This is a genomic window from Rhizobacter sp. OV335, assembly GCF_900142965.1.
In the GTDB taxonomy this organism is placed as follows: Bacteria; Pseudomonadota; Gammaproteobacteria; order Burkholderiales; family Burkholderiaceae_C; genus Rhizobacter.
Genome location: NZ_FRCQ01000035.1, coordinates 1 through 24,531, shown reverse-complemented (window position 1 = coordinate 24,531; position 24,531 = coordinate 1). Strand labels below are relative to the sequence as shown.

Below are 24,531 nucleotides of genomic sequence, written 5' to 3'. Positions count from 1 at the left end.
GTGGCCGACAGTGTTCCGTGCGCGCTGCACAAATCTCCGTTCGGGCTGAGCTTGTCGAAGCCCAGGTCCCGTGCGCGCAGGCCCTTCGACAAGCTCAGGGCGAACGGGAGGAAGCCGTGACCCTGAACGAACACCCTGACATCAGCGCCTTGCTGTCTGCCCTGGCCGCGCAAGGCGTGCTGCTGTGGTTCGAAGGGAGCCGGCTGCGCTTCCGTGCACCGCAGGGGGCGCTGTCGGCCGAATTGCGCGCGCAGATCGGCGCGCGGCGCGACGAGGTACTGGCAGGCCTGCGTGCGCAGGCGGCACAGCAGCAGCGCATCGCGCCGCTGTCGCACCCGCAGCAGGCGCTGTGGTTCGTGCACCAGGAGCAGCCCGACAGCGCGGCCTACAACGTGGTGTTCGCGTTGCGCGTTCTTTCGCCGGTGGACGAGGCCGCGCTGCGCCAGGCGCTGCAGGCACTGGTCGACCGGCATGCGGTGCTGCGCACCACCTACGACGTGATCGACGGCCTGCCGCGCCAGCGCATCGCGGGCATCGGCACCGCAATGCTTGATCTCCACGACGCGGCGGGCCTCTCCGATGCCGCACTGCTGCAGCGCATCGAGGCCGACGCGCAACGCCCCTTCGACCTGGCCCACGGCCCGGTGATGCGCACCTCGCTGTACCGCCGCGCCGCCGACGACCGGGTGCTGCTGCTGGCGATGCACCACATCGCGATCGACGGCTGGTCGCTGCTGATGCTGCTGGAGGAGTTCCGTGCGCTGCTGGTCGAAGCGGGCGGTGGCGCGCCGGCCGGCCTGCCGCGCGTCGAGCTGCAGTACGCCGACTACACCGACTGGCAGGCCGCGATGCTGGCCGGCCCGCAGGGCGAGCAGCTTGCCGCGTACTGGACGCGCCAGCTCGCCGCGCCGCGCGCCGAGGTCGAGCTGCCGCCCGATCGCCCGCGTCCGCCGCGGCGCAGCGGGCAGGGCGCCACCTTCGATTTCCATGTCGATGCCGCCACCACCGCGCGCCTGAACCAGCTCGCGCGCGACGAAGGCATGACGCTGTACGTGCTGCTGCTGGCCGCGTTCAAGGTGCTGCTGTACCGCCACACCGGCACCGAGGACGTGATCGTCGGCACGCCGACCTTCGGCCGCACGCAGCCCGAGTTCGCGCGCGTGATGGGCGATTTCGTGAACCCGGTCGCGCTGCGCTCGCGCCTGCACGCCGCGCTGCCGTTCCGCACGCTGATGCAGCAGGTGCGCGGCACGCTGCTGGAGGCGCTGGACGCGCAGGAGTACCCGCTGTCCCTGCTGGTCGACCGGCTGCAGCCGGTGCGCGATCCGAGCCGCTCGCCGCTGTTCGAGACCATGTTCGTCCTGCAGCGCTTCGAGCAGTTCCGCGAGCTGAACGACCTGCTGGTCGCCGGCGCGAGCGACGTGCCGGTGGACTTCGCTGGCTGGCGCGTGACGCCGTATGCGATGGCGCAGCAGGAGGGGCAGTTCGACCTCGGGCTCGGGCTGATCGACCGCAGCGATGCGCTGTCGGGCGCGTTCAAGTACAACCCTGCGCTGTTCGACCGCGCGACGATCGAGCGGCTGTGGGCGCACTACCGCGTGCTGCTCGATGGCATCGTGGCCGACCCGGCGATGCCGATCGGCCGGCTGCCGTTGCTGGGTGCCGCCGAGCGTGCGGCCTTGCTGCCACCGGTGGTTGCGCTCGCCAGCGATGCGCAGCCGATCCACCATCGCTTCGAGGCCCATGCCGCGAACACGCCCGACGCGACCGCGCTGCGCTGCGACGGCGTCGCGATGAGCTACGGCGAGCTGAACCGCCGCGCGAACCAGGTGGCGCACCGGCTGCAGGGGCTGGGCGTCGGGCCGGGCACGCGCGTCGGGCTGTGCGCCGAGCGCTCGATCGCGCTGGTGGTCGGGCTGCTCGGCATCCTGAAGGCGGGCGGCGCCTACCTGCCGGTCGATCTGTCGTACCCGGCCGAACGCGTGGCCTTCATGCTCGGCGACGCGCAGGCACCGGTGATGTTGACGCAGTCGGCGCTGATTGCGCAGCTTCCGCAGCACGCGGGCACCACGCTGTGCCTCGATGACCCGTCTCTGGCCGAGGCATCCACCGGCAATCCGGCAAGCCCTGTCGGCGCCGATGATTTGATCTATGTGATCTACACCTCCGGCTCCACCGGCCAGCCGAAGGGCACGCTGCTGACGCACCGCGCGGTCGACCGGCTGTTCAGCGCCACCGCCGGCTGGTTCCATTTCGGCCCGCAGGATGTGTGGACGCTGTTCCACTCGGTCGCCTTCGATTTCTCGGTGTGGGAGCTGTGGGGCGCGCTGGCGCATGGCGCTTGCCTGGTGGTGGTGCCGCATGCGGTGAGCCGCTCGCCGGAGGCCTTCCTGCAGCTGCTGCACGACGAGCGCGTGACGGTGCTGAACCAGACGCCGTCGGCCTTCCGCCAACTCGTGCAAGCCGATGTCGACAGTGGTGCGCCGCGGCGCACTGCCCTGCGCGAGGTGGTGTTCGGCGGCGAGGCGCTGGAGCTGCAGAGCCTGCGCCCATGGTTCGAGCGCCATGGCGACGCGCAGCCGCGGCTCGTCAACATGTACGGCATCACCGAGACCTGCGTGCACGTGACGTACCGGCCGATCACGCGCGCCGACGTGGAGGCGCGCGCCGGCAGCGTGATCGGCGTGACGATTCCCGACCTGCGCGTGCTGCTGCTCGACGCGCTGATGCAGCCGGTGCCGATCGGCGTGACCGGCGAGATGTACGTTGGCGGGCCGGGCCTCGCGCTCGGCTACCTGGACCGGCCCGAGCTGACGGCGGCGCGCTTCGTCGACGATCCGTTCAACCCGGGCGAGCGGCTGTACCGCAGCGGCGACCTGGCGCGCTGGCGCATGCGGGCCGCCGACGGCGCACTGGAGCTGGAGTACCTCGGCCGCATCGACCACCAGGTGAAGATCCGCGGGTTCCGCATCGAGCTCGGCGAGATCGAGGCGCTGCTGGCGCAGCAGCCGGGCGTGCGCGAGAGCGCGGTGCTGGCGCGCGAGGACGTGCCCGGCGACCAGCGGCTCGTCGCGTACGTGGCCGGCACGGCCGATGTCGACGTGCTGAAGCAGGCGCTGCGCGAGCGGCTGCCCGACTACATGGTGCCGGCCGCGTTCGTCACGCTGCCGACGCTGCCGCTGACCGGCAACGGCAAGGTCGACCGCCAGGCGCTGCCGGCGCCAGCGGGGCTGGCTGGCGCGGCCGGGCGGCGCGTCGAGCCGCCGCAGGGCGAGACCGAGCTGGGCCTCGCGGCGATCTGGCGCGACGTGCTGGCGCTGGGCGACGCCGAGATCGGCCGCCACGACAACTTCTTCGAGCTGGGTGGCCACTCGCTGCTCGCGACGCAGGTGACGGCGCGCATCCGCCAGGCCCTCGACCGCGGCTTCGTGCTGCGCACGGTGTTCGAGCGGCCGCTGCTGCACGAGCTGGCGCGGGCGATCGACGCGGGCCGCGCGCCGGTTTCAACGAGCACCCCGATCACGCGGCTGGCCGGCGACGGCCCGTCGCCGCTGTCGTTCGCGCAGGAGCGCATGTGGCTGCTGCACGAGCTGGCGCCGGACAGCTCGGCCTACAACATGCCGGTCGCACTCCGCCTGCACGGCGTGCTCGACCGCAGCGCGCTGGAGCGTGCGCTCGACGCGCTGGTGCAGCGGCACGAGACGCTGCGCACCACCTTCGCGATGATCGATGGCCGCCCGATGCAGACGGTGCAGCCGCACCAGCCGGTCGCGCTGCCGTTCCATGACCTGCGCGCACAGGGTCGGCAGGCCGAGGAGGCCGCGATCGCACTGGCCACCGACACCGCGCGCGCCTACTTCGACCTGGTGCATGGGCCGGTCTTCCGCACGCTGCTGGTCCAGGTGGCCGACGACGAGCACCTGCTGCTGCTCGCGATGCACCACATCGCCGGCGACCAATGGTCGTACGGCGTGCTGGGCCGCGAACTGGCCGAGGCCTACGCCGCGTTCCGCCGCGGCGGCGCACCGACGTGGCAACCGTTGGCGGTGCAGTACCGCGATGTCGCGGTGTGGCAGCGCGAGCGCTTCCAGGGCGAGGTGCTGGAGGCGCAGCTCGGCTACTGGCGCCGGCAGCTCGACGGCGTTGCGCCGCTGCTGCTGCCGACCGACCACCCGCGGCCGACCATCCTCTCCGACCGCGCCGCCTGGCATGCCGACGTGCTGCCGCCCGCGCTGATCGCGTCGCTCGAAGCGTTCAGTCGCAGCCACGGCTGCACGCTGTTCATGACCCTGTTCGCCGCCTACGTGACGCTGCTTCACCGCTACACCGGGCAGGCCGACATCGCGGTCGCGGTGCCGATCGCCAACCGCGAGCAGCGCGAGGTCGAAGGGCTGGTCGGCGGCTTCATCAACACGCAGGTGCTGCGCAGCACCTGCGGCGACGACACCGCGTTCAGCGAGCTGCTGGCGAACGTGCGCACGACCGCGCTGGAGGCGTATGCGCACCAGGAGCTGCCGTTCGCGAAGCTGGTGGAAGAACTGCGGCCGATGCGCGGGCCTGCGCTGCCGCCGCTCGCGCAGGTGCTGTTCACGCTGCAGAACGCGCCGATGAGCGGCATCGAGTTCCCCGGCCTGCAATGGGAGCCGGTCGCGATCGACCGTGCTGCTGCGCCGTTCGAGCTGGGGCTGTACATCGAGGCGGCCGTCAGCGGCAGCGTGCTGTTCGAGTACTCGACCGAGCTGTACGACGAACCGACGATCCGACGCATGGCGGGGCACTACCGCGCGCTGCTCGAAGCGCTGGTGGCGGCGCCTGCCGTGTCGTCTTCCATGGCGCTGGCGAAGCTGCCGATGCTGACGGCCGACGAGCAGCGCTGGCTGCTGGTCGAGATGAACGGCACCGCGGCCGCGCATGCCAGCGATGTTTATCCACGCCTTTTCGAGGCCCAGGTCGCCCGCAGCCCGGCGGCCGAGGCGGTGCGCTACGAAGGCGCGTCGCTGACCTACGCGGCGCTGAACGCCCGCGCGAACCGCGTGGCCAACCGGCTGCGCGCGATGGGCGTCGGCCCGGGGCAGTTGGTCGGCGTGTGCCTGCAGCGCTCGCTCGCGCTGGTGGTGGCCTTGCTCGGCGTGCAGAAGGCGGGCGGGGCCTACGTGCCGCTGGACCCGGGCTTCCCGGCCGAGCGGCTCGCCTACATGCTGGAAGACAGCGGCGCGACCGTGCTGGTGGCGGGTGGCGATGCGGCCGACGGCATCGCGCTGCCGCCCGGCGTGCAACTGCTGGACGTGCTGGCTGATGCGGTTGCGCTGGGGGCCGGCAGCGAGGACAACCTCGCGGGCGCGCCCGCGCCCGATGACCCGGCCTACGTCATCTACACCTCCGGCTCGACCGGCCGGCCGAAGGGCGTGGTGGTGCCGCACGGCGCGCTCGCGAACTTCCTGCATTCGATGCGGCGCGAGCCGGGGCTGCAGGCCGGCGACGTGCTGGCTGCCGTGACGACCGTCTCGTTCGACATCGCCGGGCTGGAGCTGTACCTGCCGTGGCTGGTCGGCGCGCGGGTCGAGCTGCTGTCGCGCGAGACGGCGGCCGACGGCATTGCACTCTCCGCCGCGCTGGCGGCGAGCGGCGCGACCGTGCTGCAGGCGACGCCGGCCACCTGGCGGCTGCTGATCGAAGCCGGCTGGACCGGCGGGCCGGGCTTCCGCGCGCTGTGCGGCGGCGAGGGGCTGCCGCGCGAGCTTGCTGATGCATTGCTCGCACGCGTCAGCGAGCTGTGGAACCTGTACGGCCCGACCGAGACGACGGTGTGGTCGACGGCCGAGCGCGTGATCGGCGGCGGCGCACCGGTCACGATCGGCCGGCCGATCGACAACACGCAGGTGCATGTGCTGAGCCGCGCCGGCGAACTGCAGCCGGCCGGTATCCCGGGCGAGCTGTGGATCGGCGGCGCGGGCGTCGCGACCGGCTACCACCGGCGGCCGGAGCTGACGGCCGATCGCTTCGTCGCCGACCGCTTCTCGACGCAGCCCGGGGCGCGGCTGTACCGCACCGGCGACCTCGGCCGCTGGACCGCGCAGGGGCGGCTGGAGCACCTGGGGCGCATCGACCACCAGGTGAAGATCCGCGGCTTCCGCATCGAGCTCGGCGAGATCGAATCGGTGCTCGCCGGGCACGAGGCGGTGCGGCAATCGGTGGTCATCGCGCGCGAGGCCGGGCCGGGCGACCTGCGGCTGGTCGCGTACGTCGTCTACCAGCCCGGCGAGGACCTGACCGTCAGCGAGGTGCGGCGCCATCTGCGGCGCGAGCTGCCGGACTACATGGTGCCGTCGCTGGTGGTCGCGCTCGACGCGATCCCGCTGACGCCGAACGGCAAGGTCGACCGCGCGGCGCTGCCGGACCCGTTCCGCAACGCCGCGCCGGTGGCGGCCTACGAGCCGCCGGCGCCGGGCCTGGAGCGGCTGCTGGCCGATGTGTGGCAGGAGACGCTGCAGATCGAGCGGGTGGGCGCCGAGGACAACTTCTTCGAGCTGGGCGGGCATTCGCTGCTGTCGCTGCGCGTCGCGGTGGCGGTGGAGCAGCGCACCGGCTGGCGCATGGATCCGCGCGTGCTGTTCTTCCAGAACCTTCGCCAGATCGCGGCTGCGGGCGCCGCGCATGTTTCAGATCACTTGCCCAGCACATGAACCCATTCTTCTTCGGCACGCGGCAACGGCGGCTGTTCGGCGTGTACAGCCCGGCGCGGGCATCGGCTTCCGGCAGCGGCACGAAAGCCGTGCTGCTGTGCCCGCCGTGGGGGCAGGAGTACCTGCGTGCCCATCGCGCGATGAAGCAGCTCGCGACGCTGCTGAACCAGGCCGGCGTGCACGTGCTGCGCTTCGACTACTTCGGCACCGGCGATTCGGCTGGCGAGATGCTGGACGCGAGCCTGGCCGGCTGGCAGGCCGACATCGAGACGGCGATCGACGAGCTGAAAGACACGACCGACGCGGCGCGCGTCGGGCTGCTGGGGTTGCGGCTGGGCGGCACGCTGGCCGCGGGTGTCGCGGCGCGGCGGCGCAAGGATGTCGACAGCGTGGTGCTGTGGGACCCGGTGGTGTCGGGCGAGGGGTATCTGAAGGAGCTGCTGGCTGATGCGCCGGCCCGCAAGGCGGAGCACGGTGGCGGGTACGAGGTGATGGGCTTCGCGCTCGGTGACGCGATGGTGGCGGAGCTGCGTGGATTGGCGCTGCCGGCGGCGGAGTTGCCGGCACGCACGCTGGTGGTTCGATCGGTGCCGGGTGAGGCCGTCGGCTCCGTGCCCGTCGAGCAGGTCGAGGGCCAGCCCGCGTGGCTGGAGGATCACCATTCGGGGGCCGGCGCGGTGCCGGTGAAGGTGTTGCAGCGCATGGCGCAGTGGTGGAGCTGACCGTGAACGAACGCGTGAACGATCGACCGGTGACGGAGCAGGTGCTGCTGATGGGGCCGCGCAAGGCGCTGGTGGGCATCGTGACGCCGGCCGCCGAGGGCACGGCGGTGTCACCGGACCGGCCGGCAGTGGTGGTGCTGAACTCGGGGATCATCCACCGCGTCGGCGCGAACCGGATGACGGTGCAGCTGTGCCGGCGGCTGTCGCAACACGGTGTCGATGCGGTGCGCTTCGACCTCTCGGGCATCGGCGACAGCGAGCCCCGCGACGACGGGCTCGGGTTGCTGGAGGCGAGCCTGGCCGACATCAAGGAGGCGCTGGACACGCTGGAGACAGCGCGGGGCTTCAAGCGCTTCGTGCTGGTCGGCCTGTGCTCGGGCGCGGACCACGCGGTGGTCTACGCAGGCCGCGACGCGCGCGTGACGGGGCTGGTGCTGCTGGACCCGTCGATCCCGCACACGCCGCGCTACTACCTGAACCACTACGCGCGGCGCGCGACGCGGCTGAGCAGTTGGATGAACATCGCGCGGGGGAAGCACCCACTGTGGCAGGCGCTGGGGCAGCGCATGGGCGGCGCAAGCCACGCCGAGCCGCCGGAGGAGGGGGCGCGTGCGGACCTGGATTCGCCCGAAGCGCGCGCCTTCCTGTCGAACGCTTACGCGGCGGCGCAGCGCTCGGGCAACCGCTTCCTGGCGGTGCTGACGGCCGAGCGGGAAGATTTCCACAACTACCGCGAGCAACTGCTGGACGCGTTTCCCGACGTGCCGTTCGGCGACCGGCTGCAGCTGGAGTACCACGAGGACACGGACCACACGTTCACCGCGGAGGTGAATCGGGAGCGGGTGATCGGGGGGATCGTGGGGTGGGTGGCGGGAGCCGTTTGAACTCCGACAGGAGCTGATGAACTCGGCTCCGAATCACCATCTCGCTGCAGCGGCACAACTCGGGATGACCAATGGCTCATCCCCCGCTCTCATGGATACGGAACGCCAACGTTTCCGGCGTCACCAACGATCTCCAACCGGATCGGCATGGTCGCGACAACGACGCACTTGGTTTGATGAAGCAAACGAGCGACGGGTGCTGACGACTTCTCGACTTCGGGATCGTCGGTCCATCTCAACGCCATCATGAACCCACAATTCAGTAATTCTCAGCCAACCCCGAGATTCCACAAGACTCTCGCCGCGACACGCAACGAAATTCATGATCTGGAGCTGGAACGCATCGAGGACGAAATCGCAGAATTCCAGCAATCGAATGCCTGCTCGTCTCCGGTCTGCAGGGAACTGCGCGATACGCTGAATGCACAGGCGCCATCGCTTGATTTCAGTGGATGGCAGGATGATGCAGAGATCCGGGCCATGCTCGCCGTTCCTCCGAAACTGATTGAATCCATCGTCGCCTACAGGAGCGTGCGCTTCACTGAAACGCAATGGAAGATATCCTGGCCTGCTCGAGAGAAGTTCGCGCTGCCGGAATGGTTTGCGAGCGTGCCCGATTGGCTTTCCATGCTCGACATGAAAAGAAACATCGTGCCGTTCGATGCAGGAGGCAACGGAGACGCCGAACATTTCGATCTGTGCTGGGATGCCCGTGCCGGAAATATTTTCCCGGAACTGAAGACGCCTGCACAGAAATCCATCATCGATTTCTACAACACCAAGCTCGGAACGTCCATCAGATTGCCGCGAGATGAGAATGACGATCCTGTTCCCATTGGGGAAATCAAGGCCCACCTGGACGAATTGCTGGCCGAACTGTCCGGTCGGGGCGACCGTTCCGAGCTGCGTTTGAGTTTCGCCGTCGACAACGGAAACCATTCAATTCCACTGACTTTTGTTCGATCTCCGCAGCTGACGTGCTGGATGATTTTTGATTCCTTCGGAACGCTTGCCATGCCGAGAACTGGAATGCCGAGTTATCACACGCGCATGCTGAAGGACTTGGCGCGCCTGAGAGATAAATCGAAGTCGGCCATCTATCTGGTGACCGAGAAGAGCCAAATAGGGCACGGGTGCCGAACGCATACCATCGCTGTTGGCAAGGCCCTGACACAAATTGAAGCCGATGGCAGCTACCGTATACCGATGGAGCAGCTTCTTCAGAACGCAAAACCCGTTGACGGGTGGGAAAATTTTTTCGCGATGGACTTGCCCGCAGAACTGCTGGTGCTTGCCCAGACCAGCAAGTTCATTGAAGCTCATCGTGGCGCAACGGCAGAGACGCCGGTTCGTCGCCGCAACAGCGGTCGCAGGCCTGCCGATCGCAATCTGGCCGAATTCTTTTCGCGCCACCAGAACCCAATCACCAAGCACAGAGACTACCTTCGACGCAAAGGTTTGCGGACAACGTTGCTGGCCCGGATGAACCACTACGCCCGAAGCTTGCAAGAGCACGGTACGCTGTGGTCCGATGCCTTGACGCGGGCCTTCTACCGGCAAGCCAAGGCGTGTTTGCGGGCCGCCGAAGCGAGCCATCAATCGTCGTTGGGGCAGGATGCCGATGCCTACAACCTGATGCGCAGTGCTTTGGCGCTGGATGATTGGCTGGCGCAACACGACATCATCCCGTCGTCCATCTCCAAGGAGATTGCGCCCGACTCGATCGAGTGGAAGTCGATGCTGGAGCGAAGCTTCGTCAACTACGCAAGCAAGCGTGAACAACAGTTGACGTTCGATCTCGGGATGAAAACGGTTGACGTACTTTCCCCCAAACAGATCCGTATGCTGTTTCTGCTTGGCACGCGCGTTGCCAGCAGTAGCGAGCTCAACTCCCTTGCCGAACTCATTTCATGGGATACAGACCCATTGAGCCATTGGCCGGTGGATATACTATCGGCGCCTTTGTGCGCTGCCATCGGCCCCATTCTTCGAATCACTCGAGTGGCGTCTCCGTCTCTCTGCGGTGGGCTGTTGCTGATGGCAACTGCCGAGGGCCAAAAGGAAACCATCTCCACCGTCTTTCAAATGATTTCCAAGCTGAGCCCTGCCGATCAAGTGATCGCATTGTGCGAACGCAATGAAGAACACAAGACGGTGCTCGCTCTGGCATTGACGGGACAGATCGGCACGGCAACCGCCTCGGAGATCATTGCCGGCGTAGGCTTGGTCGCACGCGATCCATCAGCGTTGGCCGAGATATTGACGGCCGCATTGACCTGTAATTCGATTTCTTACCAGGCTCTCGACAAGTTCAACGATCTGTTGAAGACAGCAAGAAACCTGTTGCGTGGCAACCAGAAACCAGAAGAATATAAAGCAATGTGGACGCGACTCAAGTCGGCGGCGCGGGACGCTTCGATGCATGCCGCGGATCTGAAGACTGCCGTCAATGCTCTCTCGAGAAATACTCGTCAGTCAGACCACGAGGAATTCTATGTTGCCTCAATCGGCGAAGCCTTGTCGAACAACAATCTCGATGAAGCGGAAATGCTGTTTGACGACATGACACGTTTTCCGAAGAGAACTGTCGAAGCCTTGTGGAAATTCGAGGCCGATTCCAGAGACAAGAACTTGCTGGCCATGGCCTTGCACCGTGATGCCGAATTCGCATCCAGAGTGGCGAAGCACTTTCTGGACGCAGACTTCAGCCCCTTGATCAAGGCATCCATATTTGAGCGTGCCAATGGCGTCGTGGTCAATTCAAAGCAAAGACGCAAGGTCTCCGAAATCATCGACCGGTTGCGCATGGAGTTGACAAATTCGATTCGTTCAGACGACACCTTGTCGCTGGCCGACCGCGAAAGGGCGCTGAGCCATCTTCAGGCGTGAGCGATCCTGTCGATCCGGTGCTCGGCCCGTCAGAGCTCCAGGTTGTCGATCAACCGCGTCTGCCCCAGCCGAGCCGCTCCGAGGGCCACGAGCGACCCCGGCGCGTCACCGGTGCCCGGTGGCAGCAGATCGGCACGCCGCCGCACCGTCAGGTAGTCCGGCTGCCAGCCGCGTGCAGCGAGTGCCGCCATCGCGTCTGCCTCCAACTGCGCCACCGGCCTCGTTGCTGCACGAACACCCTCTGCCAGCGTCCGCAGGCTGCGCGACAAGGCCACCGCCTCCGCCCGCTCCGCCGCGCCCAGGTACCCATTGCGCGACGACAGCGCGAGCCCGTCGTCGGCCCGGCTCGTCTCGCCGGCCTCGATCGTGATCGGCAATGCGAACTGCTGCGTCATCTGCCGGATCACCATCAGCTGCTGGTAGTCCTTCTTGCCGAACACCGCCACGCGCGGCTGCACGCACGCGAACAGCTTCATCACCACCGTGCACACGCCGGTGAAGAAGCCCGGCCGGAAATGCCCTTCGAGGATGTCGGCCAGCGCCGCGTCGGGCACCACCTTCACCGTCTGCGGCTGCGGGTACAGCCCGCGCTCGTCGGGCGCGAACACGATGTCGCAGCCGGCGCCCTGCAGCAGCTCGCTGTCGCGCGCCAGCGTGCGCGGGTAGCGGTCGAAGTCTTCATGCGGCGCGAACTGCAGCCGGTTCACGAAGATGCTCGCCACCACCGGCAAGCCATGCCGCCTGGCCTGCCGCACCAGCGCCAAGTGGCCTTCGTGCAGGTTGCCCATCGTGGGCACGAAGGCGCACGCACCGGGCGCTCCGAGGGCCGCGCGCAGGTCGGCGGTCGTGTGGACTGTCTTCATTGATGGATCAACCCGGGAGCGTCAATAACCGTGGAGCGTGTCGTCGGGAAAGCGGCGGGCCTTCACATCGGCCACGTAGCGCGTGATCGCATCGCCGATGCCCGCGCTGCCGTCCATGAAGTTGCGCACGAAGCGCGGCAGCTTGCCCTGCGTGATGCCGAGCATGTCGTGCAGCACCAGCACCTGGCCGGAGCAGGCCACGCCGGCACCGATGCCGATCACCGGGATGTCGAGTGCGTCGGTGATCTGCTTCGCCACCGCCGCCGGCATCAGCTCCAGCACCAGCATCGCGGCGCCGGCCTCGGCCAGCTCGCGCGCATGGCGCAGCAGCGTGGCCGCGGCCTCGTCGTCGCGGCCCTGGATGCGGTAGCCGCCCAGCGCATGCACCGATTGCGGCGTCAGCCCGAGGTGCGCGCACACCGGGATGCCGCGCTCTACCAGGAAGCGCACCGTCTCGGCCGTCCAGCCGCCGCCTTCGAGCTTCACCATCTGCGCGCCGGCCTGCATCAGCACCGTCGCACTCGCCAGCGCCTGCGCCGGCCCCTGCTGGTAGCTGCCGAACGGCAGGTCGCCGATCAGCCACGCGCCACGGTTGCCGCGCGCGACGCAGCGCGTGTGGTACGCCATCTCGTCCAGCGTCACCGGCAGCGTGCTCGCCTGGCCCTGCAGCACCATGCCGAGCGAATCGCCGACCAGCAGGCAGTCGACGCCCGCGGCATCGAGCAGCCGCGCGAAGCTCGCGTCGTAGCAGGTCAGCATCGCGATCGGCTCGCGGGCCGCATGCATCTCGCGCAGCTTGTGCAGCGTCACCGGCTTGCGGCCGGGCGCGGTGTCCTGGGCCGGGTGGCTGCTCATGCCGGCCGCATTCCCAGCTTGTCGAGCAGCGCGCGGTCGGCCTGCACGTCGGGGTTGCCGGTGGTCAGCAGCTTGTCGCCGTAGAAGATGGAGTTGGCGCCAGCCGTGAAGCACAGCGCCTGCACCGCTTCGCCGAGCGCCTGGCGGCCGGCCGACAGCCGCACGCGGGCCTTCGGCATCGTGATGCGCGCCACCGCGATCGTGCGCACGAACTCCAGCGGGTCGAGTTGCACCGTGCCGTGCAGCGGCGTGCCTTCGACCTGCACCAGGTTGTTGATCGGCACCGATTCCGGGTACGGGTCGAGGTTGGCCAGCGCACCGATCAGGCCGGCGCGCTGCGCCCGCGTCTCGCCCATGCCGACGATGCCGCCGGCGCATACCTTGACGCCGGCGCCGCGCACGCGCTGCAGCGTGTCGAGGCGGTCCTGGTACTGGCGGGTGCGCACGATGTCGCCGTAGAACTCGGGCGCGGTGTCGAGGTTGTGGTTGTAGTAGTCGAGGCCGGCGTTCTGCAGCTGTTCGGCATGGCCGTCTTCCAGCATGCCGAGCGTCGCACAGGTCTCGAGCCCCAGCGCCTTCACCGCGCTGACCAGCTCGGCCACCTTCTCGATGTCGCGGTCCTTCGGGCCGCGCCATGCGGCACCCATGCAGAAGCGCGAGGCACCGGCCTCTTGCGCGCGGCGCGCGGCCTCGAGCACGGCTTCGGTCTCCATCAGCTTGCCGGCTTCGACGCCGGTGTCGTAGCGCGCCGCCTGCGGGCAGTAGCTGCAGTCTTCGGGGCAGCCGCCGGTCTTGATCGACAGCAGCGTCGAGAGCTGCACCTCGGTCGGGTCGAAATGCTCGCGGTGCACCGTCTGCGCGCGAAACATCAGCTCGGTGAACGGCAGCTCGAACAAGGCTTCGATGTCGGCCACCTGCCAGCGGTCGGTCGGCGCGGTCTGGGGGGCAGCGCGGGTGACGAGGTGGACGGGTGCTTCGTGGATCGTCATGAATGTTCTTTTCTAGGCGGGTTGATAGGCGAGCCGCACGTAGATCGGCGCGAACGCCTCGGCCTGCGTGATCTCCAGCAGGTGCTCGCGCGCCAGCTCCAGCATCGCGATGAAGGTCACCACCAGCACCTGCGGGCCGCGGCTCAGGTCGAACAGCTCCTCGAACATCGCGAAGCGCCGGCCCTGCAGCCCGCGCAGCACGATGCTCATGTGCTCGCGCACGCTCAGCTGCTCGCGGGTGATCGTGTGGTGCTGGTTCAGCTTGGCGCGCTTCAGGATGTCGGCCCAGGCGGCGCGCAGCTCGTCGATCTCGACGTCGGGGAAGCGCGGCGTCAGCGATTGCTCGATGGTCACCTGCGCGCGCAGGAAATCGCGGCCCAGCACCGGCAGGCGATCGAGCCCGGCCGCGGCCAGCTTGATCTGCTCGTACTCCAGCAGCCGGCGCACCAGCTCGGCGCGCGGGTCCTCGGGCTCCTGGCCTTCGGCGACCTTCTTCGGCGGCAGCAGCATGCGCGACTTGATCTCGATCAGCATCGCCGCCATCAGCAGGTATTCGCTGGCGAGCTCGAGGTTGGTCTTGCGGATCTGCTCGACATACGCCAGGTACTGGCGCGTCACGCTGGCCAGCGGGATGTCGAGGATGTTGAAGTTCTGCTTGCGGATCAGGTAGAGCAGCAAGTCGAGCGGGCCTTCGAAGGCCTCGAGGAAGACCTCCAGCGCATCCGGCGGGATGTACAGGTCGGTCGGCATCGTGAACAGCGGCTCGCCGTACAGGCGGGCCACGGCCACGTGGTCGACCACGGTGGGCGCTGCCGCATCGGTGGCGGCCTGCGCCAGGGCGTCTTCGCTCACAGGGGTGCCCGTTCGGTGTCGCGGTCCGGCCCGGGTCAGTGCCCGGTCTGGTAGACGTAGGGCTGTTGCGGCACCTCGGCGTCGCGGTAGTCGCTCTGCGCGTCGCGGTCGACCGGCTTGTCCCACAGCAGCTGGCGGCCCTTCAGCATCCGGTCCGACAGGGTCGGGTCCTTGGCCTTCAGCTCCTCGATGAACGAGGTGGTGTCGGACTTGTAGGCTTTCCAGAAGAGCGGCATGGTCGGGGCCAGGTGAAGCGAGGGAGGGCGGATTTTAGCCGTCCTCGGCCGCGACCTATGATCTGCCTCCACAACGACGCAGTGGTGCGATGTCCGAACGCGATGACGATGTGCCGCGGGTGAGCGAAACGCTGGACCGCAGGGTGATGCAGTTCTCGGACGCCGAGGTCCAGAGCCGCATGTGGCTGCGCGATCCCGATGCGCTCGACCTGGAGTACACCCGCCTGATGATGGGCTTCCTGCTGTTCGCGGGCAGCGCGGAGCGCATCGCGATGATCGGGCTGGGCGGTGGCTCGATCGCCAAGTTCTGCCACCGGCACCTGCGCCGCACGCGGCTGGAGGTGGCCGAGGTCAACCCCGAGGTGCTGGCCTTGCGCGATCGGTTTCACTTGCCGGCGGACGACGAGCGGCTGGCGGTGCGCCTGGTCGATGGCGCCCGGTTCGTGCGCGATGCCCCGGTGCGCTTCGATGCGCTGCTGGTCGATGGCTTCGACCGGCACGGCCTGCCGCGGCAGCTGTGCTCGCAGCGCTTCTATGACGACGCGGCCGATGCGCTGCAGCCGGGCGGCGTGCTGGTGGCCAACCTGCACGCCAACCATGCCGAGCAGCCGGTGTGGCTCGCGCGCGTCCGGCACAGCTTCGGGCACGAGCCGCTGGTGGTGCATGACGATGACCGCAGCAACTGCGTGGTGTTCGCGTGCCGCGGCGGGTTGAAGCCGGCGCGGGGGGTGCCGCGCTGCCCCGTGGCGTTGTCGGCCTCGGGCTGGCCGGCGCTGTCGGCCGCTTTCCTGAAGATCGCTGCAGCGGCGCGCGGCGCGTCGCCAGGCTGAGCTCAGGCTTCTTGCCGGCGCGTATCGGTGCCCAGCTTCAGGAAAGTGTGCGGCTCGCCGACCAACCAGCGCGCCAACTGGTCCAGCATGTCGGCGTTGACCAGTTCGGCTGCGAAGCTCACGGTCACCGTTTCCAGGCTGTCCAGGTTGCTGGCCTTGAAGGCGACAGTGCCCTGGTCGTGATCGGGGAGCAGGCGCACCGGCGGGCGCGGCAGCAGCACGTTGAGCTGGGGCGCGAGGTCCATCCAGTAATGCCACGTCGTCTTGCAGGCCGCTTCGACCGCCCCGGCGTTGCGGGCCAGCGCTGCGATGTCGATCGTCTGCTGAGTCTTCAACGACTCGGCCTGACGCTTCAGGTCGTCCAGAAATCCCACGGTGTTCCTCCCTCCACTGCGCGCGCAGCATAGCCCGCAGGGCGCTGCGTGTCGTTCATCCCGATGGGGGATGCCGCGGCGCCGTCAGCGCACTCGCAAGCCCGGCGTCGCCCCCGGCCACGGCTCCAGCACATACAGCCCCGGGTGCGCCTTCTCGTCGGCGTGCGAGGCCGCCAGCACCATGCCTTCGCTGAGCCCGAACTTCATCTTGCGCGGTGCCAGGTTGGCCACCATCACGGTGAACTTGCCGACCAGGTCCTCGGGCTTGTAGGCCGACTTGATGCCGCTGAAGACGTTGCGCGTCTTCGCCTCGCCGACGTCGAGCGTCAGGCGCAGCAGCTTGTCGCTGCCCTCGACCGCCTCGCAGGCGACGATCTTCGCGATGCGCAAATCGACCTTCGCGAAATCGTCGATCTTGATCTCGGGCGCGAGCTCCTCGCCACCCGGCGGCGGCAGCGCGATCACCGGCGGCTCGAGCAGCTTGTCGAGCAGCGCCGGGTCGACGCGCTGCATCAGGTGCTTGTAGTCGCCGATCGTGTGCCCGCCGATCGCGCGCATCGCATCGGCGAACACCATCGGCTCCAGCTTCAGGAAGGCCTCGACCTGCGCCGCCAATGTCGGCAGCACCGGTTTCAGGTAGATCGTGAGCACGCGGAAGGCCTCGATGCAGACGCTGCACACGTCGTGCAGCACCGCCTCCTGCCCGGCCTTCTTCGCGAGGTCCCAGGGCTTGTTCTGGTCGACGTACTCGTTCACGCGGTCGGCCAGCAGCATCACCTCGCGCAGCGCCTTGCCGTACTCGCGTTCCTCGTAGAGCTCCTCGATCGCGCGGCGGTGGTTGCGCAGGCCGTCGAGCAGCGCGCGGCCCTCGACGCCGAGGTCGGACGACAAGCGCCCGTCGAAGCGCTTGCTGAGGAAGCCGGCGGCCCGGCTCGCGATGTTGATGTACTTGCCGACCAGGTCGGAATTGATGCGGGCGATGAAGTCGTCGGGGTTGAAGTCGATGTCCTCGACCTTCGCGTTCAGCTTGGCGGCGATGTAGTAGCGCAGCCATTCGGGGTTCAGCCCGACCTCGAGGTACTTCAGCGGCGAGATGCCGGTGCCGCGGCTCTTGCTCATCTTCTCGCCGCCGTTGACGGTGATGAAGCCGTGCACGTTGACGTGGTCCGGCGTCTTGCGGCCGCTGAAATGCAGCATCGCCGGCCAGAACAGCGTGTGGAAGTAGGTGATGTCCTTGCCGATGAAGTGCACCTGCTCGACCGCCGGGTCGGCGAAGAACGCGTCGTAGTCGCGCCCGGTCTTGTCGAAGTAATTCTTCAGCGACGCGAGGTAGCCGACCGGCGCGTCGAGCCAGACGTAGAAGTACTTGTCGTCGGTGTCGGGGATGCGGATGCCGAAGTAGGGCGCATCGCGGCTGATGTCCCAGTCGGCCAGGCCGCCGTGGCCGTGCTCGTCGACGGCGAACCATTCGCGGATCTTGTTCAGCACCTCGGGCTGCAGGCGGCCGGGCGTGTGCGTCCAGTCCTTCAGGAACTCGATGCAACGCGGCGACGACAGCTGGAAGAAGTAGTGCGCACTGCTCTTGAGCACCGGCGTGGCGCCGCTCAGCGCCGAGTACGGGTTCTTCAGCTCGGTGGGGGCGTAGACGGCGCCGCAGTTCTCGCAGGAGTCGCCGTACTGGTCCTTGGTGCCGCAGCGCGGGCATTCGCCCTTGATGTAGCGGTCGGGCAGGAACATCGCCTTCACCGGGTCGAAGAACTGCTCGATCGTGCGCTCGGCGATCAGGCCTTCCTTGCGCAACGCGAGGTAGATGTCCTGCGCGAGCTGGTGGTTCTCGGGCCCGTCGGTGGAGTGCCAGTTGTCGAAGCCGATGCTGAAGCCGTCGAGGTACTGCTTGCGGCCGGCCGCGATCTCGGCGACGAACTGCTGCGGCGTCTTGCCGGCCTTTTCGGCGGCGATCATGATCGGCGCGCCGTGGGCGTCGTCGGCGCAGACGAAGTGCACCTCGTTGCCGACCATGCGCTGGAACCGCACCCAGATGTCCGCCTGGATGTACTCCATCATGTGCCCGATGTGGAACGGCGCATTGGCGTACGGCAGGGCGGTGGTGACGAAGAGCTTGCGGGTCATCGGAGGCGTCCGGATCAACGGGGGAAGGGGGCGATTCTAGGCTTGCCGGCCAGAGGGGAAAGGGGTGTGGGCTAGACTGCCGGCCGCCACCCGACCGCCTGCCATGACCATCACCGAATCCGCCCTCCTGGCCGCCCTGCAAACCGTCAACGACCCGCTCACCGGCAAGGACGTCGTCGGTGGCCGCCAGGTGAAGAACCTGCGCATCCAGGGGGCCGACGTGAGTTTCGAGCTGGAGCTGGGCTACCCCGCGAAGAGCCTCCACGCGGCGCTGCGCGAGAGTCTGCAGCAGGCGGCGCGCACGCTGCCGGGCATCGGCAAGGTCGACGTGGAGATCGCCACCCGCATCACCGCCCACGCGGTGCAGCGCGGCGTGCAGCTGCTGCCGAACGTCAAGAACATCGTCGCGGTGGCGTCGGGCAAGGGCGGGGTCGGCAAGAGCACGACCGCGGCCAACCTGGCGCTGGCGCTGGCGGCCGAGGGCGCGAAGGTCGGCATCCTCGACGCCGACATCTACGGCCCGAGCCAGCCGATGATGATGGGCCTCGAAGGCCGCCCGGAGAGCGCCGACGGCAAGACGATGGAGCCGATGCGCAACCACGGCGTCGAGGTGATCTCGATCGGCTTCCTGGTCGAGCGCGACAGCGCGATGATCTGGCGCGGACCGATGGCCACGCAGGCGCTGGAGCAACTGCTGCGGCAGACCAACTGGGGCGACCTGGACTACCTGATCGTCGACATGCCGCCCGGCACCGGCGACATCCAGCTGACGCTCTCGCAGCGCGTGCCGCTGACCGGCGCGGTGATCGTGACGACGCCGCAGGACATCGCGCTGATCGACGCGCGCCGCGGCATCAAGATGTTCGAGAAGGTCGGTGTGCCGATCCTGGGCATCGTCGAGAACATGGCGGTGCACGTGTGCAGCAACTGCGGGCACGTGGAGCACATCTTCGGGGCCGATGGCGGCAAGAAGATGGCGGCCGAGTTCAACATGGACTACCTGGGGGCGCTGCCGCTGGCGCTGTCCATCCGCGAGCAGGCCGATTCGGGCAAGCCGACGGTGGTGAGCGACCCCGACGGCGAGACCGCGGGGCTCTACAAGGCGATCGCCCGCCAGGTGGCGGCGAAGATCGCGCAGCGGAGCAAGGACTTCTCGTCGAAGTTCCCGACCATCTCGATCTCGAAGACCACCTGAGGAACACGCATGCGCCGGATGCTTGTCGGAGCGATGGCCTTGATCACGGCCGCGGCCTGCGCCGCAGCGCCCGAGGACGAGGGCGCGGCCCGAGCCGCCTGGGCGCGCAAGCTGCAGGATTTCCAGCAGTGCAGGGCAGGGCAACGAGCGCCGAGTTACGGGCCGGCGGCATCGGGTGCGGTGGCGAAGAAGCTGGCTGCCTGCGTCGACCCGGGGCCGTTCGTGCCGCCGCGCGCGGCGTCGGCACCCGCCAAGGGCTGAATCAGCGCTTCGTGAACACCAGGTCCCAGACGCCGTGGCCGAGCTTGAGGCCGCGGTTCTCGAACTTGGTCAGTGGGCGGTAGGCGGGTTTCGGGGCGTAGCCCTCGGCCGTGTTGGCCAACGCGGGCTCGGCCGACAGCACCTCCAGCATCTGCTCGGCATAGGGCTGCCAATCGGTCGCGCAGTGCAGGTAGCCGCCGGGGGCCAGGTGCGCGGCGAGCTTCGCGACGAACGGCGCCTGGATCAGCCGGCGCTTGTTGTGCTTCTTCTTGTGCCACGGGTCCGGAAAGAACACGTGCACGCCGGCCAGCGAGCCGGCCGCGACCATGTGCTCCAGCACCTCGACCGCGTCGTGCTGAACGATGCGCAGGTTCGCGATCTCCTTCTCGCCGATCTGCTTCAGCAGCGCGCCGACGCCCGGCGTGTGCACCTCGACGCCGAGGAAATCGGTGCCCGGCAATGCCTGCGCGATCGCCGCGGTGGCGTCGCCCATGCCGAAGCCGATCTCCAGCACCAGCGGGGCGCTGCGGCCGAACGCGGCCTGCGGGTCGAAGCGCTGCTGCGAGAACGGAATCACGTAGCGCGGGCCGAGCGTCTCGAGCGCGCGCACCTGACCGGGGCCCATGCGACCGGCACGCAGCACGAAGCTCTTGATGCCGCGCGGCGGAACGGTGGGGTCGGAGGGGGCGGTCATGGCAATTCGGCGGGCATGCCTCGCAGGCAGGGGGCCGAATTGTGCCCGAGCACGCGCTAGAATCCGCCCCGTTGCGGGTGTAGTTCAATGGTAGAACGGCAGCTTCCCAAGCTTCATACGAGGGTTCGATTCCCTTCACCCGCTCCACTGCCCGATTTTCCTTGACCGATGGGCCCTCAGTTCCGTGCCTCAGGCCAAGTTGCGGCGACGGACTCCGCCACGAAGGCGGCGTAGGTGCGCAGGGGGCGTCCCAGGATCGCCTGCAGGCGGTCCACCGCACCGTCCTCGCCCCGCATCCCGAGCTTCTGGATGCCGGCCATCATCAGGCGCATGTCGTAGGCCAGCCAGGCCGGGCCGAACGACGCCATCTGTCCTTCGAAGGCTGCCACGTCGTCGCCTCCGTAGGCCACCTCGCGACCCAAGGCGGAGCCCCAGATCCTTGCTGCGGAAGTGCCCGTCAGCGCTTGCGGACCGACCACGTCCAGCGTCACTCGCGCAAGCGGGGCAGGTGCCCTGTCGCGGCGCAACAGCTCGGCGACGGCGAGGTCGGCGAGGTCGCGCGCATCGATCATCGAGACGCCGGCCGAGCCGATCGGCATCGGATAGACGCCATGACCCTGGATCACCTGCTGGACCGTGCCTTCGTTCTGCATGAAGTAGGCCGGGCGCAGGATGGTCGCCGGCATGTCGAGGCTGTCGATCATGCGCTCGACCGTGTACTTGCTCGTGAAGTGCGGCACGTTCGTGTACTTGTCCGCGTGGATCACCGACAGGTAGACGACGCGCTCGATGCCGGCCTCGCGCGCCAGGTTCAGCGCGATGAGGGCTTGCGTCACCTCGTCGGGCGTCACGGCGTTCAGCAGGAACAGCGTTCGCACCGACGACAGCGCTGCACGCATCGAGGGCACGTCGGTCAGGTCGCCGACCACTTCGGTGACGCCTGCGGGAAAGCTGCGCTTGCCCTGCTGGCGAACGAGGGCCTTGACCTCGGCGCCGGCGTCGGCCAGGCGTTGAACGATGAGGGAACCAATGGTGCCGGTGGCACCGGTGACGAGGATGCTCATGTGAATCTCCAGGAAATGTTGGATCAGAGGGAGAAGTCCGCGACGACCTTGCCGGTGCGCGAGGCGGTGCGATTGCGTTCGATGGCCGCAGGGAGGTCGTTGAAGCCGACCACCTCGCTGACCGGAGACTTCAGCGTGCCGGCGGCGACATCGGCCGCCAGCGTTTCCAGCAGTGCGGTGTCCGACTTGTTCATGAACCACAGGCCGCGGCGGCCCGCCGGCGTGCGCGCCAGGATGTCGGGGGACGAGGTGCCGACGATCGCGCCGGTCGGCGTCAGAACCTGCCATGAGCGATCGAGGACTTCGCCTCCGACGTAGTCGAGCACCAGGTCGATGTCGCGGGCGATGTCCTCGAAGCGCTGGGTCTGGTGGTCGATGACGTGGTCGGCGCCGAGGCTCTTCACGTACTCGACATGAGCAGTGGCCGCCGTCGCGAAGACTTCGGCGCCCGCCCGTTTCGCGTACTGCACGGCATGGCCGCCGAGCCCGCCCGCCGCGCCGTGGATCAGGATCCGCTGGCCAGGGAGGATCGGACCCGCGTGATGCAGGCTCTGCCAGGCCGCGACGGCTGCCACGGGAATGGCGGCCGCCCGGACATCGTCGAGGCCTTCGGGTGTGCGAGCCAGGTTGCCTTCGGCGACTGCCACGACATCGGCGTAGGCGCCGAGCCTGCCCAGCGGACCCATGACGCGGTCGCCGACGCGAAAGCGGGAGGCGCCGGGGCCGACGGCCTCGACCACGCCCGCCAGTTCGATGCCCAGCACGGCCGGCAGTTGAAGCGGGAAGGCATCCCGGACGTAACCCTCGCGGACCTTCCAGTCGAGGCCGTTCACGCCGGCGGCCCGAACCCGGACCAGGACCTCGCCGTGCCCGGCTTCCGGCCGGGCGATCTCGGCCACCTCGGCGACGCTGGCGCCTCCATAGGCCCGGATCAGGACTGCGCGTTGTTGAGTGGTGCTCATTTGAAGTTCCTCGTATCAAGTTGCGATGACGAGAAGATAGGCTGTTGCACCATTAAAACGAAGACGCCAAAATGTAGATACACCGTTTCAAATATGGAACACCATGGATCTGAACGCATTGGCCGATTTCGCGCTCGTCGCGACGAACGGGGGGTTGGGCAAGGCGAGTCGCGCCAGCGGCAAATCGAAGGCGACCTTGTCCCGGCGCATCTCCGACCTGGAAGAGCAGCTCGGCGTGCGACTCATCGAGCGCAGCGCCCGCGGGCTGAAGCTCACCGAAGCCGGCGATCTGTTGATGGCTCGAACCGAAGGGCCGATTCACGAAGTGGCCGAAGCCATGACCGCGGCCCGGGAGGGGGTGTCAATGCCTCGCGGACGCCTGCGTGTCGCCTCGCCCGTGCTGTTCTCGCAACTGGCGATGGGGCGGATCAGTGCGGAGTTCTGCACGGCCTACCCGGAGGTCACGTGCGAGGTCGTGGCCGAGGACCGCCTGGTCGACCTGGTCGAGGAGCAGTTCGACGTCGCCATTCGGATCAACCCAAGCCCGGACAGCAGCTTGGTGGGGCGGTGCTTCGCGAAGGACCGGCTGGTGGTCGTGGCCGCGCCCTCGGTGCCGATGCCCGACCCGGGTGCGGTCAGGGCCGTTCCCGGCATCGTGTCCTCGAGCTTCCAGCCGACCCATTGGAAGCTCGACGATGGACGCCTGGTCCTGGACCCCATCCCGAAGCTGAGGCTGTCCTCGTTCCTGATGATCCGCGACGCTGCCGTCGCCGGCGCCGGCGCGGCCCTCATTCCGCAGTCCATCGCATGGAACCAGTTGACTCGAGGCGAGTTGGTTCAGTGGGGAACGGTCTCGGGCGTGGAGACCGCGCTCTGGGTCTTGCACACATCGAGACGCCTGCCTGCGCCGAAGGTCCGGGCGTTCGTGGAGTTCATGTGCAACCGATACCCAGAGGAATCGCTTGTACTGATGGGATAGAAGCTCGCGCGGAACTTGGCCGAACTTGTCGGTGTGATGTCCCGGGGGATTTCTTTCGCAGTGTCGACGTCAGCGCCCGCTATTGGCCGACGGTTTATGTTCGCGACATCACTGCAAGCATCCGGTCGCTGGCGGGGGCGTCACCTCTCGACGGCCGCTTCCGGGGCACGGGGCGGAGGGGTGCAGTCGGCCACTTGCTGCCGGTCGCGAAGGGCCGCTTTGGGGGCGTGCGGCGAGGTCCACCGCCCAAGGCACAATCGACGAGCTCCCGTACAAGGATCTCCTCCCGCATAACATGTCGCACAAATGGTCGTCGCTCACATTCGTGCCCAGTGACGAGGCCGTGCAGCAGCTTCGAGAGTCCTGGTCATGGCTGCTGCGCGAGCCATTCGTGCCCGTTCTGTTCTCGGTACTCGGTGATGTGTTTTTCGAGGCCCGTTCTGGTGGCGTCTGGTGGCTCAACGCAGGAACGGCGGAGGTCAATCGGGTCGCTGGCTCTGTCGAGGAATTCCAAAGCCTACTCGGTACCGACCTTGTGGACGATTGGTTCATGCCCGATCTCGTGGAGCGCCTTCACGGTGCCGGGAAGCGTCCCTCTCCTGGCGAATGCTTCACCTACGTGACGCTGCCAGTCTTCAAGGAAGGCACCTATGAGGTTTCGAATCTGAACCCGGTCAACGCGCGCGAACACTTTGCCCTCACCGGACACCTCCTCCAGGAGATCCGAGAACTCCCTGACGGCGCGCAAGTCAGAATCAACGTAGGCTCGTAGCCTGCCGCGCCTGCCGCGCCTGCCGCGCCTGCCGCGCCTGCCGCGCCTGCCGCGCCTGCCGCGGAAGTCGCTGATCGGCCACAAGCAGACGCTCGCGACCGGCAGCTTTCGGGTGTCGCGTTAGGATGTTCAGCCATGAAGAGCTTCAACCCCCGTGACCGTGTCATCGTCTCCTCACTTGGCGGATGGAAGCAGGCTAGCGTTGGAACGATCGTTAGTGAGCCGGAGCCGATCGAAACCTTGAAGGGGCCTGAGTGCTTCTAGTGGGTTGAGTTTGACCAAGCACAGCAGACGATC

At 67.9% G+C, this 24,531-nt stretch carries 19 protein-coding genes and 1 tRNA gene; 10 read left to right on the top strand and 10 right to left on the bottom strand.

The window, feature by feature from the left end; translation table 11 throughout:
- The first annotated feature begins 116 nt into the window (after positions 1-116).
- From BUE42_RS27285 to BUE42_RS32685, 4 genes are all read left to right on the top strand, one after another.
- Positions 117-6,683: a non-ribosomal peptide synthetase gene (locus tag BUE42_RS27285; protein WP_159445503.1), complete on the top strand. Its 6,567-nt coding sequence runs from the start codon at positions 117-119 to the stop codon at positions 6,681-6,683.
- Entirely contained in the window at positions 6,680-7,405 is a 726-nt protein-coding gene (locus tag BUE42_RS27280; protein ID WP_073468440.1) for a serine aminopeptidase domain-containing protein, read from the top strand. Before BUE42_RS27285 ends, BUE42_RS27280 begins: the two co-directional genes overlap by 4 nt.
- Positions 7,406-7,407: 2 nt before the next feature.
- Positions 7,408-8,289, top strand: coding sequence for an alpha/beta fold hydrolase (locus BUE42_RS27275; protein ID WP_143171791.1), 882 nt, complete (start codon positions 7,408-7,410; stop codon positions 8,287-8,289).
- A gap of 246 nt (positions 8,290-8,535) precedes the next feature.
- Positions 8,536-11,178: a hypothetical protein gene (locus tag BUE42_RS32685; RefSeq protein WP_143171790.1), complete on the top strand. Its 2,643-nt coding sequence runs from the start codon at positions 8,536-8,538 to the stop codon at positions 11,176-11,178.
- 29 nt (positions 11,179-11,207) lie between these two features.
- Here the strand turns inward: BUE42_RS32685 and panC are convergent, their stop codons facing one another.
- The 5 genes from panC to BUE42_RS27245 are packed head-to-tail and all read right to left on the bottom strand — an operon-like array spanning position 11,208 to position 14,973.
- Positions 11,208-12,041 (bottom strand): pantoate--beta-alanine ligase, encoded by an 834-nt coding sequence (panC, locus tag BUE42_RS27265; protein ID WP_073468437.1) that lies wholly within the window; start codon positions 12,039-12,041, stop codon positions 11,208-11,210.
- 21 nt (positions 12,042-12,062) lie between these two features.
- A complete protein-coding gene (gene panB, locus BUE42_RS27260) occupies positions 12,063-12,896 on the bottom strand; it encodes a 3-methyl-2-oxobutanoate hydroxymethyltransferase (RefSeq protein ID WP_073468436.1) in 834 nt (277 codons plus the stop codon).
- Complete coding sequence (bioB, locus tag BUE42_RS27255; RefSeq protein WP_073468435.1) at positions 12,893-13,885, bottom strand: biotin synthase BioB; 993 nt, start codon at positions 13,883-13,885, stop codon at positions 12,893-12,895. Before bioB ends, panB begins: the two co-directional genes overlap by 4 nt.
- A gap of 12 nt (positions 13,886-13,897) precedes the next feature.
- Positions 13,898-14,737 carry a segregation and condensation protein A gene (locus BUE42_RS27250; RefSeq protein ID WP_073468434.1) on the bottom strand — a complete coding sequence of 280 codons (840 nt, stop codon included), beginning with the start codon at positions 14,735-14,737 and terminating at the stop codon, positions 13,898-13,900.
- A 35-nt stretch (positions 14,738-14,772) separates the two neighbouring features.
- Complete coding sequence (locus BUE42_RS27245) at positions 14,773-14,973, bottom strand: DUF3460 family protein (RefSeq protein ID WP_073468433.1); 201 nt, start codon at positions 14,971-14,973, stop codon at positions 14,773-14,775.
- A gap of 89 nt (positions 14,974-15,062) precedes the next feature.
- On the opposite strand from BUE42_RS27245, the gene BUE42_RS27240 reads away from it, so the two are divergent.
- Positions 15,063-15,803, top strand: a complete 741-nt coding sequence (locus BUE42_RS27240; protein WP_073468432.1) for a fused MFS/spermidine synthase — start codon at positions 15,063-15,065, stop codon at positions 15,801-15,803.
- A gap of 2 nt (positions 15,804-15,805) precedes the next feature.
- Here BUE42_RS27240 and BUE42_RS27235 read toward each other — a convergent pair whose 3' ends face one another.
- On the bottom strand, positions 15,806-16,177 hold the full coding sequence (locus BUE42_RS27235) for a hypothetical protein (protein ID WP_073468431.1): 372 nt from the start codon (positions 16,175-16,177) through the stop codon (positions 15,806-15,808).
- 84 nt (positions 16,178-16,261) lie between these two features.
- The gene (metG, locus tag BUE42_RS27230) at positions 16,262-18,307 is read right to left on the bottom strand and encodes a methionine--tRNA ligase (protein ID WP_073468430.1); all 2,046 of its coding nucleotides are present in this window, start codon (positions 18,305-18,307) and stop codon (positions 16,262-16,264) included.
- Positions 18,308-18,410: 103 nt separating this feature from the next.
- Between metG and apbC the strand changes: the two genes are divergently transcribed.
- Both apbC and BUE42_RS32680 read left to right on the top strand, forming a co-directional pair.
- Positions 18,411-19,502 carry an iron-sulfur cluster carrier protein ApbC gene (apbC, locus tag BUE42_RS27225; protein ID WP_073468429.1) on the top strand — a complete coding sequence of 364 codons (1,092 nt, stop codon included), beginning with the start codon at positions 18,411-18,413 and terminating at the stop codon, positions 19,500-19,502.
- 9 nt (positions 19,503-19,511) lie between these two features.
- On the top strand, positions 19,512-19,763 hold the full coding sequence (locus tag BUE42_RS32680; protein ID WP_143171789.1) for a hypothetical protein: 252 nt from the start codon (positions 19,512-19,514) through the stop codon (positions 19,761-19,763).
- A 1-nt stretch (position 19,764) separates the two neighbouring features.
- Here the strand turns inward: BUE42_RS32680 and trmB are convergent, their stop codons facing one another.
- Positions 19,765-20,457, bottom strand: a complete 693-nt coding sequence (gene trmB / locus BUE42_RS27220; protein WP_083614633.1) for a tRNA (guanosine(46)-N7)-methyltransferase TrmB — start codon at positions 20,455-20,457, stop codon at positions 19,765-19,767.
- Positions 20,458-20,530: 73 nt separating this feature from the next.
- Here trmB and BUE42_RS27215 point away from each other — a divergent pair.
- Positions 20,531-20,604 (top strand) — tRNA-Gly (locus BUE42_RS27215).
- Positions 20,605-20,633: 29 nt separating this feature from the next.
- Here the strand turns inward: BUE42_RS27215 and BUE42_RS27210 are convergent.
- Complete coding sequence (locus BUE42_RS27210) at positions 20,634-21,521, bottom strand: NmrA/HSCARG family protein (protein WP_073468427.1); 888 nt, start codon at positions 21,519-21,521, stop codon at positions 20,634-20,636.
- A 23-nt stretch (positions 21,522-21,544) separates the two neighbouring features.
- Complete coding sequence (locus BUE42_RS27205) at positions 21,545-22,483, bottom strand: NADP-dependent oxidoreductase (RefSeq protein ID WP_073468426.1); 939 nt, start codon at positions 22,481-22,483, stop codon at positions 21,545-21,547.
- Between the two features lie 103 nt (positions 22,484-22,586).
- Between BUE42_RS27205 and BUE42_RS27200 the strand changes: the two genes are divergently transcribed.
- Together BUE42_RS27200 and BUE42_RS27195 are read left to right on the top strand one after the other, a co-directional pair.
- Positions 22,587-23,462 carry a LysR family transcriptional regulator gene (locus tag BUE42_RS27200; RefSeq protein WP_073468425.1) on the top strand — a complete coding sequence of 292 codons (876 nt, stop codon included), beginning with the start codon at positions 22,587-22,589 and terminating at the stop codon, positions 23,460-23,462.
- Positions 23,463-23,757: 295 nt separating this feature from the next.
- Positions 23,758-24,234, top strand: a complete 477-nt coding sequence (locus BUE42_RS27195) for a T6SS immunity protein Tdi1 domain-containing protein (protein ID WP_073468424.1) — start codon at positions 23,758-23,760, stop codon at positions 24,232-24,234.
- Positions 24,235-24,531 lie beyond the last annotated feature (297 nt).

What these genes read in the sequence shown, in the direction of transcription:
- BUE42_RS27280 (WP_073468440.1), top strand. Translation starts at nt 6,680, where the DNA reads ATGAACCCATTCTTCTTCGGCACGCGGCAACGGCGGCTGTTCGGCGTG.
- BUE42_RS32685 (WP_143171790.1), top strand. Translation starts at nt 8,536, where the DNA reads ATGAACCCACAATTCAGTAATTCTCAGCCAACCCCGAGATTCCACAAG.
- panC (WP_073468437.1), bottom strand. Translation starts at nt 12,041, where the DNA reads ATGAAGACAGTCCACACGACCGCCGACCTGCGCGCGGCCCTCGGAGCG.
- panB (WP_073468436.1), bottom strand. Translation starts at nt 12,896, where the DNA reads ATGAGCAGCCACCCGGCCCAGGACACCGCGCCCGGCCGCAAGCCGGTG.
- bioB (WP_073468435.1), bottom strand. Translation starts at nt 13,885, where the DNA reads ATGACGATCCACGAAGCACCCGTCCACCTCGTCACCCGCGCTGCCCCC.
- BUE42_RS27245 (WP_073468433.1), bottom strand. Translation starts at nt 14,973, where the DNA reads ATGCCGCTCTTCTGGAAAGCCTACAAGTCCGACACCACCTCGTTCATC.
- BUE42_RS27240 (WP_073468432.1), top strand. Translation starts at nt 15,063, where the DNA reads ATGTCCGAACGCGATGACGATGTGCCGCGGGTGAGCGAAACGCTGGAC.
- metG (WP_073468430.1), bottom strand. Translation starts at nt 18,307, where the DNA reads ATGACCCGCAAGCTCTTCGTCACCACCGCCCTGCCGTACGCCAATGCG.
- apbC (WP_073468429.1), top strand. Translation starts at nt 18,411, where the DNA reads ATGACCATCACCGAATCCGCCCTCCTGGCCGCCCTGCAAACCGTCAAC.
- BUE42_RS32680 (WP_143171789.1), top strand. Translation starts at nt 19,512, where the DNA reads ATGCGCCGGATGCTTGTCGGAGCGATGGCCTTGATCACGGCCGCGGCC.
- trmB (WP_083614633.1), bottom strand. Translation starts at nt 20,457, where the DNA reads ATGACCGCCCCCTCCGACCCCACCGTTCCGCCGCGCGGCATCAAGAGC.
- BUE42_RS27210 (WP_073468427.1), bottom strand. Translation starts at nt 21,521, where the DNA reads ATGAGCATCCTCGTCACCGGTGCCACCGGCACCATTGGTTCCCTCATC.
- BUE42_RS27205 (WP_073468426.1), bottom strand. Translation starts at nt 22,483, where the DNA reads ATGAGCACCACTCAACAACGCGCAGTCCTGATCCGGGCCTATGGAGGC.
- BUE42_RS27200 (WP_073468425.1), top strand. Translation starts at nt 22,587, where the DNA reads ATGGATCTGAACGCATTGGCCGATTTCGCGCTCGTCGCGACGAACGGG.
- BUE42_RS27195 (WP_073468424.1), top strand. Translation starts at nt 23,758, where the DNA reads ATGTCGCACAAATGGTCGTCGCTCACATTCGTGCCCAGTGACGAGGCC.